The 13,103-nt window shown below is 34.1% G+C and carries 16 protein-coding genes; 7 read left to right on the top strand and 9 right to left on the bottom strand.

Annotation, left to right across the window (positions count from 1 at the left end; translation table 11 throughout):
- Positions 1–172: 172 nt before the first annotated feature.
- Positions 173–382, bottom strand: a complete 210-nt coding sequence (locus OPU68_RS02400) for a helix-turn-helix domain-containing protein (RefSeq protein ID WP_498472369.1) — start codon at positions 380–382, stop codon at positions 173–175.
- 172 nt (positions 383–554) lie between these two features.
- Between OPU68_RS02400 and OPU68_RS02395 the strand changes: the two genes are divergently transcribed.
- The 6 genes from OPU68_RS02395 to OPU68_RS02370 all read left to right on the top strand — a co-directional run bounded on the left by OPU68_RS02395 (position 555) and on the right by OPU68_RS02370 (position 6,214).
- Positions 555–743 carry a hypothetical protein gene (locus tag OPU68_RS02395; RefSeq protein ID WP_498472368.1) on the top strand — a complete coding sequence of 63 codons (189 nt, stop codon included), beginning with the start codon at positions 555–557 and terminating at the stop codon, positions 741–743.
- A gap of 5 nt (positions 744–748) precedes the next feature.
- Entirely contained in the window at positions 749–898 is a 150-nt protein-coding gene (locus tag OPU68_RS02390; RefSeq protein ID WP_498472367.1) for a hypothetical protein, read from the top strand.
- 684 nt (positions 899–1,582) lie between these two features.
- Positions 1,583–2,227, top strand: a complete 645-nt coding sequence (locus OPU68_RS02385) for a hypothetical protein (protein WP_498472366.1) — start codon at positions 1,583–1,585, stop codon at positions 2,225–2,227.
- Positions 2,227–2,748 (top strand): TlpA family protein disulfide reductase, encoded by a 522-nt coding sequence (locus tag OPU68_RS02380; protein ID WP_498472364.1) that lies wholly within the window; start codon positions 2,227–2,229, stop codon positions 2,746–2,748. The genes OPU68_RS02385 and OPU68_RS02380 overlap by 1 nt, the downstream gene beginning before the upstream one ends.
- On the top strand, positions 2,738–4,855 hold the full coding sequence (locus OPU68_RS02375) for a peptidase domain-containing ABC transporter (RefSeq protein ID WP_498472363.1): 2,118 nt from the start codon (positions 2,738–2,740) through the stop codon (positions 4,853–4,855). Before OPU68_RS02380 ends, OPU68_RS02375 begins: the two co-directional genes overlap by 11 nt.
- A 51-nt stretch (positions 4,856–4,906) precedes the next feature.
- Complete coding sequence (locus OPU68_RS02370) at positions 4,907–6,214, top strand: DEAD/DEAH box helicase (protein WP_498472362.1); 1,308 nt, start codon at positions 4,907–4,909, stop codon at positions 6,212–6,214.
- 8 nt (positions 6,215–6,222) lie between these two features.
- Here OPU68_RS02370 and OPU68_RS02365 read toward each other — a convergent pair whose 3' ends face one another.
- The 8 genes from OPU68_RS02365 to OPU68_RS02330 form a co-directional block, all read right to left on the bottom strand.
- Positions 6,223–6,903, bottom strand: coding sequence for a potassium channel family protein (locus tag OPU68_RS02365; RefSeq protein ID WP_498472361.1), 681 nt, complete (start codon positions 6,901–6,903; stop codon positions 6,223–6,225).
- 33 nt (positions 6,904–6,936) lie between these two features.
- Positions 6,937–8,079, bottom strand: a complete 1,143-nt coding sequence (locus OPU68_RS02360; RefSeq protein WP_498472360.1) for a porin — start codon at positions 8,077–8,079, stop codon at positions 6,937–6,939.
- 55 nt (positions 8,080–8,134) lie between these two features.
- Positions 8,135–8,509: a hypothetical protein gene (locus tag OPU68_RS02355; RefSeq protein ID WP_498472359.1), complete on the bottom strand. Its 375-nt coding sequence runs from the start codon at positions 8,507–8,509 to the stop codon at positions 8,135–8,137.
- 89 nt (positions 8,510–8,598) lie between these two features.
- Positions 8,599–9,282, bottom strand: a complete 684-nt coding sequence (locus OPU68_RS02350) for a hypothetical protein (protein ID WP_498472358.1) — start codon at positions 9,280–9,282, stop codon at positions 8,599–8,601.
- 21 nt (positions 9,283–9,303) lie between these two features.
- Positions 9,304–9,837 (bottom strand): putative antibiotic biosynthesis monooxygenase, encoded by a 534-nt coding sequence (locus OPU68_RS02345; protein ID WP_498472357.1) that lies wholly within the window; start codon positions 9,835–9,837, stop codon positions 9,304–9,306.
- 17 nt (positions 9,838–9,854) lie between these two features.
- Positions 9,855–11,228 (bottom strand): aldehyde dehydrogenase family protein, encoded by a 1,374-nt coding sequence (locus OPU68_RS02340; RefSeq protein WP_498472356.1) that lies wholly within the window; start codon positions 11,226–11,228, stop codon positions 9,855–9,857.
- A 72-nt stretch (positions 11,229–11,300) separates the two neighbouring features.
- Positions 11,301–11,918 carry a TMEM175 family protein gene (locus OPU68_RS02335; protein WP_498472355.1) on the bottom strand — a complete coding sequence of 206 codons (618 nt, stop codon included), beginning with the start codon at positions 11,916–11,918 and terminating at the stop codon, positions 11,301–11,303.
- A gap of 66 nt (positions 11,919–11,984) precedes the next feature.
- Positions 11,985–12,488, bottom strand: coding sequence for a class I SAM-dependent methyltransferase (locus OPU68_RS02330; RefSeq protein WP_498472354.1), 504 nt, complete (start codon positions 12,486–12,488; stop codon positions 11,985–11,987).
- A 254-nt stretch (positions 12,489–12,742) separates the two neighbouring features.
- On the opposite strand from OPU68_RS02330, the gene OPU68_RS02325 reads away from it, so the two are divergent.
- The gene (locus OPU68_RS02325; protein WP_063970903.1) at positions 12,743–13,075 is read left to right on the top strand and encodes a MerR family transcriptional regulator; all 333 of its coding nucleotides are present in this window, start codon (positions 12,743–12,745) and stop codon (positions 13,073–13,075) included.
- Positions 13,076–13,103: the final 28 nt, after the last annotated feature.

Raw genomic sequence — 13,103 nt, 5'->3', positions numbered from 1 at the left:
TAATTATAAACGATTGATAATCAAACTAATAAAACGGAAATTTTAAGGAGCTATTTGACTCCGTCGATTGCTTTGGAGCAATTCCCGCTATCCACTATTACTCCTCGCGCCAAAGCTTTCCCCATCCCTTGCTGTGGGGTAACCGTTTCTATCGGGGCTATTTAAAATAATATTAACTAGTTTGGCCAAGAATTTCTATGACTTCAATGTGAAAGCAATTACAAATCTTTAGCAATAGAATCATACTTGCCTTTAATCTACCGTTTTCTATTTTGGAAAGTTTGCTTTGAGAGATATTAAGCTGAATCGCTAACTCTTCCTGAGACATATTTTTTTCTTCACGCAGCTTTTTTATCATAAAGCCAAGATCTTTTTCGGTCATTAGTTTTTCATTTGTGAATAACAAAATTAAAAATTATTTTTCACTAAAAACTTAAAAAACCTTAAATAATACGATTATTCCAAAATGGAATAGGAAATAAAACATTTTCCTCACAAATTTGCTAAAGGTTTTCACGAGGAAAACTTAAAAACAAACTAAAATTTTATTACAAATGAAAAAATTAGAAATTTCGCAAATGGAAAATTTGCAAGGTGGCACAGGCAGACAGTGTCTTATTGATGGGTTATTAACAGTTGGCGCTGTTATTATTGGGTCAGCAGCAGGAGGACCACTAGGGGGAATAGCTGCGGGAATTGGTGGTTTTTTTGCCGGTAACTCAAATGGATGTTTTGATAAATAAAAATTATGAAAAAAATTGAAGTAAACCAACTTGCAGATATAAATGGAGGCTCTCAAAAACCTAATTGTTTTTTTGTTGGGTTAGGATACAATCCAAATCCTTGGCAAGGTTTACCTGGCTGGGCTTTAGCGGCTTATAACTGTTGGAATTCTTAAACTTTTAAAGAGAAATTTTTGTATAGAAAAATTTTAATATCGTATGTTTTAGTAGCAACAATTTTGTTGTTAACGGATATTTATTTTAAAATATTCCCCTTATTTGCAAAAAAAATAGCTGCAGTATTTTCTATAGGAATATTTATATTTATTGTATTAGCGAGAAATAAATTTAATAAAAATTTTTAAATTTTAAACTCCATTTCTTATATTATACCGAAAAATTAAGATTATAAAAATGAAAAAGTTAGAAATTTCGCAAATGGAAAATTTGCAAGGTGGAAGTCCTAGGTATCTATAGGGGCAACTTGTTTTATATCATCTTTATAACATTTCCTAATAATTATAGAAATTATGTTGACCAAAATACTTGCAATTGATAAAAGAAATATAATAATTGTATTTTTTATGCTTTTCTCACTTACTGTTTATTTGTATGGATTTTTTTCCAATTCTTTTTATTCATTAATTGGTGTTTTAAGTTCAATTTGTATGGTGGTTAACCACTTGAATATAAATAATAATTTAAAAATATTGCATTTTGTATTTTTTGCATAATTGTATTATATTCTTTCGGTATATTTCTATATAAGATATAATTCACAATTAAACAAGAGAGGTAGAAAGCCTCTCTTGTTTTTAATTCGTAATAAAAATCCATTCTTTTACTATTTTAATTCATAAATGAAGAATTTTCTAATTTTCATTGGCATAATCTTTTGCTATCTTTTGCTCACTTTTTTAGACAAAACCTACATCTCCACAAACTCAAAAATTCTAGATTTTCTTTCTAAAGATTACCCAAGTGATGTTGTACAAAACTACATGGAAAGCCAGAAAAAATGGTGGTGGGTTTCTTACGCAGTTACGCCGTTATTGATCGGCATCAAATTTTTACTGGTTGCTTTTTGTCTTAATTTCATTAAGCTTTTTGATTTGTTAGGATTAGAAAAAGTAAAGTTTTCGGATTTTGTTTTTCTGGCTCTCATCGCAGAATTTGTTTTTGTGATTGCCGGATTTTATAAGTTTGTCAATTTTCATTGGATCGATACAGATTACACGCTGGAAGATCTGCAAACCTATTATCCTATTTCGCTTATCAATCTTCGGGAGCATATCTCTACAGAAAAATGGCTGGCTTATCCGCTACAACTTGTAAATCTTTTTGAATTGTTTTATTGGGGAATTCTGGCTTGGGGCATTTATGAACTATCCGACCAAAAAGTAAAACCTGTCAAATCTTTCGGATTGGTATCGATGACTTATGGGATTGGATTAATATTTTGGACAGGGATTGTTTGTTTCTTAATTCTTAATTCTCAGTATTGATGAAAACCAAAAAACCGCTTAAAATTTTTGCAGTTCTGATTCCCGTCCTTGCAATAGGAATTCTTTTCTATCTGTTTTCTAATTTCCAAAAGAAAAAGTCCAAAGTAGAAGCTTTAAAAAACATTCCCGCTTTTTCAGTAAAAGATATCAACGGAAATTCCGTAACCAATAATACTTTACCGCAAGGCAACAAAATCTTTGTTTACTTCAATCCAGATTGTGATTACTGTCAGGCAGAAATGGATGAGCTTTCAAAAATCAATGAAAATCATAAGAACATCAATTGGATTATGTTCACCGATAAACCATTAATTGAAATCAAAAAGTTCGCGGAAAAATATAAACTTGACAAAGCCGAAAACCTCAAGTGGTGCAATGATCCAAAATCCGAAGTGTATCTGAAATTCGCAATGACAGGAATCCCTTACTTTCTTGGTTATAATACTGAAAACAAATTAGTACACAGAAGTACAGGAGCTATAAAGATCGAAAAAGTTTTATCGGATTTTAATGAAAAATAATAAACTTATTCAAAAAACCTTTTCCCTGCAAAAAGACGAGACGGATTGCGGCGTTGGATGCCTGCAATCGTTAGTAAGATATTATGGAGGCGAAATTTCATTAGAAAAACTAAGAGAAAAAAGCGGAACTTCCAAAACCGGCACTACTCTACTCGGATTGTACCAATGTGCAAAAGAAATCGGTTTTGAAGCTGAAGGCTGCGAAGCTGACACCAATTCTTTGATAGAGCATGGCGAACCCACCATATTACACGTTGTCATAGACCAAAAATACGAACATTATGTTATCTGCTATTCTTATGATTCTCTTGGAGATTCTAAATTTTGTATTGGAGATCCTGCCAAAGGCATAGAATATTGGACAAAAGACGAACTGGAAAAAGTCTGGGTTTCAAAAACCTGCCTTACGCTTAAACCAAACGAAAATTTTCGGAAAGTTTCTCAAACCAACAAAGAAAAAATCAACTGGCTGACAAACCTTATTTCTGAGGATAAAGAAGCTGTTTTTACAATCATTTTTCTTGGCGTTATTTTCACTTTGCTTGGGATGTCTATGTCTATCTTTTCACAAAAACTGATAGATGATATTCTCCCTAAAAGAAAAATTAATATACTTTTTTTAAGTATTAGTTTTCTTGGTTTTTTACTTTTTGGAAGAGTTATTATTCAGGCATTGAGAGAACTTTACATTATTAAACAGAGCAAAGCATTCAATGAAAGAATTAATGGGAAATTTTACTCGTCTTTGATTCATCTTCCGAAATTATTTTTTGATACCCGAAAAATTGGAGATTTTGTTGCCAGACTGAATGACACGCAAAGAATCCAAAACGTCATCAAACTTTTGATTACAAATACAGCAACCGAAGTCATGTCTGTTATCATCAGCATTGGTTTTCTGTTCTATTACTCGTGGAAACTAGCTGCATTTTGCTTAGTCGTTTCGCCGGTTATTTTCTTTATGATATTCAGATTTAACAAGAAAATAATCGAGTCTCAGAAAAATGTAATGCAGGCTTACAGCAGCAACGAAGCCAATTATATTGACAGCATCAGAGGAATTGATGTTGTAAAAGGTTTTTCCAAACAGAATTTATTTTTAAAGAAGAACCAATTTATTTTCGGAAATTTTCAAAAATCAATTTTTGAATTGGGCAAGCTTAATCTCCAGATTTCTATCTATTCAGGAATTGCTTTGGTATTTGTTATGTTAGGAATTTTGAGCTTCTCTTCCTATAATGTTTTGATTAATGAAATCAAAATTGGAGAATTAATGGCCATAATAGGGATCTCCAGCTCGTTGCTTTCGGCAATTACAAATCTAGCATTGGCAAGCATTCCTATACAAGAAGCACGAGTCGCTTTTGATAGAATGTTTGAGTATTCATCTTTAGAAAAAGAAAAATCCGAAGGAGAAGAAATTACAGAATTGAATTCCATTGACATACAGAATATTAATTTTAGGTTCAACGGAAGAAGCAGATTACTAAACGACGTTTCTGTCGAACTAAAAAAAGGTAAAATCACCTGTCTTTTAGGAGAAAGTGGTAGCGGAAAAACTACATTGACAGAAATTTTACAAAAAAATTATGCTCCGGAAAACGGCAAAATTACTATTAATAAAAATTTGGATTTGAAAAACATTGCGATTGATAGTTGGAGAAATGCAGTTAGTATCGTTCCGCAAAAAATTCAGCTTTTCAATGGTAATATTCTTGAAAATATAATTCTGGATGAGAAAGTGAATGAAGAAAAATTACAGCAACTTATTTCTTTAGGTTTTGATAAGTTTATCAATTCTTTACCACAAGGTTTTATGACTTTGGTTGGAGAAGAAGGAATAAATCTTTCCGGAGGTCAGAAGCAATTATTAGGATGGATGCGCGCCTTATATCATGATCCAAAATTCCTTATCCTAGATGAACCAACTTCTTCACTTGATGAAATTAGTAGAGTTTTTATTTATAATTTGATTCAGAAATTAAAATCAGAAAAAATCATTTTCATAATCAGCCATCATTCCGAAGATGTCAGGAAAATTGCTGATGAGATTTTGATTTTGGAAAATACTCAAATTTCAAAAAAAGAATTGCAGGAATTAGTTTAAATCAAATATTTCTTTGCAATAATTGAATTCCAAAAAAATTATCTTTGCAAAATGGAATTACAACCGATTTTTGAAAAACTGCAGATTCAGGATATGAATCAAATGCAGAAATCTACATACACTGCTTCCGAAAACGAAACCGACATCATCCTGTTGTCGCCAACAGGTTCCGGAAAAACTTTGGCTTTCCTGTTTCCGGTTCTTAGAAATTTGAAAACAGATGTAAAAGGAATTCAGGCTTTAATATTGGTTCCTGCAAGAGAATTGGCTTTGCAGATCGAGCAGGTTTTCAAATCAATGGGAACAGATTTCAAAGTTTCTATTGCTTACGGTGGTCACGATAAAAAAATCGAGGTGAATAATCTGATAGAGGCACCGGCAGTTCTCATTGGAACGCCTGGAAGAATTGCTTATCATTTGAAAAACGAAAACTTCGATCCTGAAACGATCAGGACTTTGGTTTTGGACGAGTTCGACAAAGCTTTGGAACTCGGCTTCCAGGAAGATATGGAATATATCATCGGTTCTCTCACTGGTCTTTCTCAAAGAATCCTGACTTCTGCAACGGTGATGGACAACATCCCGAAATTTGTTGAACTGGACAACGAAAAGAAAATCAATTTCCTCAAAGAAAACGAGTCAAAACCAAACATCCAGCTTCGCAAAGTGATGACAACTTCAGAAGATAAACTGAACACCCTGTTCCAATTGATCTGCAAAATCGGAAACAAAAGAACCTTGATCTTCTGCAATCACCGGGATGCAGTCGATAGGATCTCTGAATTATTACGAGAAAAAGGAATCCAAAGAGAAACCTTCCACGGCGGAATGGAACAGGACGAGAGAGAACGCGCGCTTCTGAAATTCAGAAATGATTCTGCGAGAATATTAATCACAACAGATTTGGCCTCAAGAGGTTTAGACGTACCTGAAGTAGAATCCATCGTTCATTATCAATTGCCTCCAAAAGAAGACGCTTTCATCCACAGAAACGGACGTACGGCGAGAATGAATGCCAAAGGCTTTGCTTTCTTAATTATGACCGAGGACGATAATTTCCCATTCATCAAAAGCAATACACCGGAAGAAAACGTATCGGAAAGCAACCGTGTTCCTGATAGAACACCAAATCAGACAATCTACATCAGCGCAGGAAAAAAAGATAAAGTTAATAAGGTTGACATCGTAGGTTATCTTATCAAAAAGGGAGAACTCGAAAAAGATGACATTGGTTTGATCGAAGTGAAAGACACAACCTCTTATGTTGCTGTCAACCGCAAAAAAACCATCGAACTTCTTAAAAAACTAACCAACGAAAAGTTGAAAGGCAAGAAAGTAAAAATAGAAATCGCTTATTAAGATTAACTTTAATCCTTCGGCGCTGATTCAAAACTGGTGAATTTACTTATAAGTATACCCACAATAACCACCGAATAAAACTGTCCTGCAATTCCTATAAGAGACGTGACGAGCTTTGTATAATAAGCATTTGGTGTGATGTCGCCATAACCTATCGTAGTTAAGGTAATTGAACAAAAATAAACCAAATCCATAAAGGTATGTGCAGGACTGGTATAATCCAGACCTTTGAAACAATTAGGTTCCGAATACACCCAGGCTTGAAATAGAAACACAAAAACCTCAATCAATAAAAACAGACCGCACATAGAAGCGGAAATAATATCTGTATTGATGTAACTTGGTTTTATCAAAAATTTGAATAATTCTATAAATATGAAACTAAAAAAGATAACATAGCTGATATTTAAGAAAGCCATAAATTCAGGATTTCCTTTAAAAAAAGGAAGCATTATCGGAAGCGTAATCACTAAAAGCGTCAAAAAATTTTTAACAATATTCTTCATTTTTCCTTTTTCGATAAAAATACCCACACTTGCCAAGCCCAAGATTACCATATTGATGGGCCATAAAACCTCTGTGTAAAAACCAATATCAACCACGAAAACACCTATAAAAAGATGCTGCAGCAGCGCAATCAATAATATTTCATATTTATTTCGTTTCGCTAATTCATATAATTTTTTCATTCTTTTAAATTTTGTATTCTAAAATATTTACCATCAAAAATCTACCGCAAGAGACGTAGTTGCCGTAAAACTATTTTGCCTTAAATCACTATTTCGATTTATAAAAATAGGGTCTTTACTATTTAAATTCCGCACTTCAGTTCTCCAGACCAAATTGGGAAGTATATGATAATCTGCGTTTAAAGAATATCCGAAAGTTCTGAAGCCATTTTCGGTTTCCGTAGCAATTATTACTCCTTTTTTGTCCTGATAATATTCTCCACGAACCGCCATACTGAACTTTTCAGAAATAGAATATTTTGCAATCACAACTGGAGTAAACCAGGTGTTATAGTTGCTGCTTTCTTTTTGTTTTTGTTCTGCTCCAATATCAAAGCCTACCCGAACTCCAATCTTATTACTTATTTGATATATAGCATATAAATTATGGAAATAACGCATTTGACGAATGCTGTCGGCTTTGTCATTTCCAATAAACGAACTGCTGTTAATTGTCAGCTTTTCATTCGGAGTAAAAATGATTTGATGCCCAAAAGCTGGCGTGCTATTTCCGTCAGGACGTTGGATTCTTTGCCAGCCATTTAAAAATAAGCCACTCATAAACCATTTTTTGTTTTTACTGGTGTATGTTATCTTAGCCCCTGTTTCAAAATAGGGTGAATTTTCAGCAGCAATGCTCCTGGTAAGTGTCCAATTATCCTTTCCTACAGCACTTTCAAATCCGATATGAGATGGGAAAATACCTGCATCAATCCACAGATTTTTACTCTTTGAAATTTTAAAACCAACATTGGCTTCATAAATATTCTTCAGAACACCCGACTCTGCTGCGTAGTTCGCATTCATATAAGTTCCTGTAGCAAGTGCAATATTTGCTCTGATTACATCAGTTTCATAACTCGCTTTGATAAAAGCTAGATTGACATCGACTTCGTTGTTTCGGTTATGACTGTAAATGAATCCGGGTCGGGAATTATTCTCCGGGTTATTGAAATCACATTGATAGTATATCTCTGCAAAACCACTTATTTTCAGTTGTTTATCAGCAATTTCCTGAGAATAAGCTTTTCCGGTATTCAAAAAAACATAAAGAAATAGAACAGTTTTGATAATCAATATCAATAGTCTATCCTTTCTGTTTATTAATGTGGTTCTGAAATTATGATGATAATGCATACTTTCTAAAATACTAGCAGCAAAATATCAATGATTTGGCTGACTTTGAATACTTTTACAAATGAATTATTTTTTTGAGCTCTAAAATCTGAACGTTATTTGTTCCATCTGTAGATTTCCATTTTTGAAAACGTTTTTTATTTTCCATAAGGATCCAGGTTTTAGAAATATCAGAATTTTGACTTTCTATGGAGATGAACTTTCCTTCGCTCCAGCTCCATTGGAATGGTAATTTATCATCACGAGTAACTCCTAAAACGGTGTAGTTAAGATTTTTCTCTCCTTTTCCTTTTTCTTCGAACTGTATTGTTCCGATATTATATAAAGATACAGTCTGCTGACCCGGTGTTGTGGTTTCGTAACGTTGTACAGTCCAGGTTCCAACCATTCTGTGTGAACAAGAAGTCATTAATAAAATAATGACTACCATAAAAGTGTAAATTTTTGTTTTCTTAAAATAAATTCTGACCATTTTTGTTTTCTAAATATTTTTTCAATTGAAATTTGCCTCGTCTATTATTACAAGGTCACTCTTACAAAAGGTCCAAAGTTGCGCTTCTCCCTCTTGGTCGCTCCATAGTAATCATAGTTCACGGCGCCACCAATTGTAAATTGCTTATAAGAAATGCCTAACCTTCCAAAGTACTGACTGCGTGAATGTGCATCATTTTTCATATCGTGGATATAAAGTGCCTGAAAACGTGTATACAGTCGCCAGTTGTGATTCTTTGAAATTGCCGGGAAGTATTCGGCAACCAATACATTATTCGTATTGGTATTTTTATTAATACTGATTGCCGGGTTGAAAATCAAAGACCACGAAGGTTTCCTCCATCCAAACTGAAATCCTACACTCGGTATCCAGCCTAATCCAGCTACATTTGCAGCTGAAGGTCCGACTCCAATGTGTTTTCCAATCTTATAGCTGATGATATTTACTGAAGTAAAATCATTGTCTTTTGCATTTTCATTTTTATATTCTGTTGCATAATTGGTTACAGATATAAATCGAAGCTTGCCATTCGTTTGAGGAATATCCCTCGAAATTATAGCCTGGAAATAAAACCTGTCAGATCCCGGCAAAAATTCTATAGGAATGGCTGGTGGCGGTGGTGGCGGAGCAGGTGTTGCATCTTGTTCTTGTGCATTTATAGAAATGATTCCCCCAAAAATCATCAATGCAAAAAATAGTATTTTTTTCATCTTTTTTTTCGTGAAGTTTTTTTACACTAAATATTTGAATAATTTCTTAACCAAAAAGGGCATAATTACAAAGCTGACTAGCGCTACCAATGTTGCGACATTCAAAAGTACGATCAACGTAGGTGGTGTTCCCAGGAATTTCCCCAACGGCATTAGAACGTGTTGCGCAAGCGTACTTATCAATGTAAATATTACAGTCACAGCAAGAAGATATACTTTAAATCTATTAGGATGCTGTTCAGCTTTGTTTTCTTCCCAGAAGCCCATATCTTCAAAAAAGTCAACATTATTGATTTCCGCAAGGTTATTGATTACCCATTCCATCTGTTCTTTTCTGTTGGGATTATTTTCCCAAGCTTCAAGGTTTTCCTTTTTGTCGAACTGTAAGATTGTTAAAAACTCTTTTTCAGCCACTCGTCTGTTGGTTTCTACAATCTCGGTTTTAATATAGCCGTTCATTTCGGATGCTTTTACAGCCATCTTTTGCATCCAATCCAGGGTTTCCTCTTCTTTGTTTTTAAAAGGTTTAATTCTGATTACGTTTGTTATAAGCATAATTGATATTTTTTGTTTTAATTAAATAGACTTAGTGCTTTACCAATATCTTTTCCTTCATAAGGCGGAAAAACATCCAATTCCAAATCGGGATTCCCGATAAGCATTGCTTTCGTATTGCTTAATGCATCGAAGCCGGCCTTGCCATAATATTTTCCCATTCCAGCATAGCCAACACCGCCAAAAGGAAGGCTGTCTATCCAGCAATGAAGATTGGTTTGATTGACACAACCTCCACCAAATGAAACTGAATTCAGGAAATAATCAATGTTTTCTTGATTTTTACTGAAGATGTAGGCTGCAAGGGATTTGGGTTTCCTTTTAATGGTATTTGCGATTTCTTTTAAATCTGAATAAACCATTACAGGTAGTACAGGACCAAAAATTTCCTGTTGCAAAGCTGGATCTTCCCAAGTACTTGGATATAAAACAGTTGGCTCTACATATCGGGCCTTAATATCATATCTTCCTCCGATAACTACTTTTTCAGGAATGATGTAGGAAGCCACGCGTTCAGCATCGTGCTCGCTAATCATCCTTGCCAAGTCCGTACTTTGCTGTGGATCTTCGCCATACATCTTTTTGATGGAAGTTTTTAGTTTTTCAATAAATTCATCGGCAATACTTTCGTGGACATAAACATATCCCGGAGCGATACACCATTGACCTGAAATGGCATTATGCCCCCAGGCGATTCTGTCAACCGCTATATCCAAGTTTGCCGTTTCATCTACTACAGTAGGATTTTGTCCTCCCAATTCTAAAATTACAGGCGTTAGATTTTCTGCTGCAGCACGCATCACAACCTTTCCAACATTTGAACTTCCTGTAAAAAATATGAAATCAAAAGGCAACTCAAGCAAGGCTGAAATTTCTTCTCTTCCACCCGTAACGATGTTAACCGCTTCCGGCTCAAAGTATTGAGGAATCAGTTTTTGGAAAAGAGCAGCGACAGACGTAGTTGTGTTTGCAGGCTTCAAGATAACCGGATTTCCTGCAGCCAAAGCTGCAATTGCAGGATCTAGCAACAACAAAATAGGTGCATTGAAAGGTCCGATTACTAAAGTTGGACCAAATGGTTCTTTGTAAATCATACCTGAGTTTCCGGTAGCTTCCAATCCTTTCGGTATTTCTACCGGTTCAGGTGTCATCAATTTTTTCAGGTTTTCCTTGTAATATTTTACATTCCCTAGCGGAACCGTTATTTCAAATAATTGTTCAAAAGGAGGCTTGTTAAAATCAATTTTTAAAGCTTGACAAAAATCGTCCTGATTTTCTTTCAGCATTTTTTCCATTCGGTCCAGCTGGTCCATCCGCCACTCAAAAGTCTTGGTGTTGTCTGTGTAGAAAAATTCTTTCTGGGTATCCAGTAGGTTTTGATATTTATTCATAATCAATGTTTTTTTTAAAATTTTTGAAATAACTCGTTCAGTGTCTCATGAATTTCTTTGATGAAATCAACTTTATTTTTGCCTACCTCTGAAAAATGCAAAAGCATAATTGAGCTGGATGGCAATTATTACAGATATTGCCAAATAGGAATTGATGAAGCAAAGCAATGCTCCTATGAAATAGAGAGTTTGAGAATTAATAATTCTTCTTTTGATGCCATCTGATACTTCTTCTTTGTCTTCATCCGAAACAAAATTGTGCTTGGTAACATAATTCCAATTGATGTAAAGCATAATACCCAGTAAAAAAAGATTCAGCCAATAAATTCCAATTGCAAAATTATAGTTGATGTAATCTCCTAAAAAGGCAGTCGTAAAAGGCAAAACAGAAACAAACAGTAGAAAAATCAGATTGATCCAGTTCAGGTTTCGGTCACTTTTTTTAATGTATTCAAATTGAGCGGCTTGCCCCATCCAAAAGATCCCGGCCGTCATAAAGCTTAGGAAGTAAACCAGAAATTTCGGTAGCAGCCCTAAAAAAGCTAAAGCGAGTTCCTTCTCATTTCCTTCCAGTTCAGGAACTTTTATTTCCAGAACCAAAAGCGTCATTGCGACTCCAAAAACAGCATCGCTTATGGCTATAATCCTCCCTGTATCGTGTCCGGCAATTTTATTGTAGTTGCTTTTCATATGATCTGTTGTACTCAAAAACCAATAATATTTTAATCAAATCAATGTATCTTCTATCCAATTGTGCTATGATATTTTTGCAGCATACATCATTCCGCCAAACTTTGATTTTCTTTCACCAATTTTTTCGATATTTGAATATCCCATTTCGATAAATAAGAGTTTCAATTCTTCAAAAGGAATTGGATATGGTTCCCATTGATTGGCTACAGAATTATCATACTCCACAATTATCCATTTCTTAGTATTTTTGAAATAGGCTTCCAAGTGCCGGATAAGTTGTTTTTTATTTTTAATAAAATGAAAAGAATTGGCCATCAAAATCCCATCTAATAATGGCAATTCCAAAGATTCAGAAAAATCTCCTTCCTTAAAAAACAAGCGAACTTCCGAATTTTTTGCAGGAAAGCTCTGCACAGACTTGTCTACCGCATAAACCGAACTTCCTTCCTTAAGAATCTCCGCCAAGGCAAGAGTAAAAAGCCCAACTCCGCATCCTAAATCTGCCCAGATTTCCAAATTATTTTCTACAGCTGACAGAATCATTTCTTTTGCTTCAGAGATATTCATACGTTTCCATAAAAATTAATCAATATTCAAAAATAATTGACAAATATAAAATAAAAACGCATTATTAAAATATTTTTTTCTTAATAAACTGAATTATAATAAATTTTAAACATAAAATAAATACCAATAAACAAATATTGTTAAATGATTTTATAGCATTTACCAATTATGATTTGTAATACCGCAAAATGTAATGTTCATTATTTGTTTTTATTTAATTTACATAACTTTGTTTTTTACTAATTAATTGATAAATGAAACTCAATCTTCCGGACAAACTCTATTATTCTATTGGCGAAGTTGCGAAAGCATTCGACGTGAACACTTCACTTATCCGGTATTGGGAGCAGGAATTCCCTATCATCAAACCGAAGAAAAACAAGAAGGGAAACCGATACTTCACACCTTCTGATATTGAGAATCTGAAAATCATCTATCACCTTGTAAAAGAAAAAGGTTACACGCTGGACGGCGCTAGAGTTGCATTGACAACCAACTCAAAAATCTCCGAAACCATAACCATTATTGACAGATTAGAATTCATAAAAGCAGAACTTCTGAAGCTGAAAAATTCGCTTAACGACTAGTAAAAATTTTTTTTATCCTATTATTAGT

It is taken from the genome of Chryseobacterium sp. TB1-D10 (genome assembly GCF_059803555.1).
This window is presented reverse-complemented; position numbering and strand designations above follow the sequence as displayed.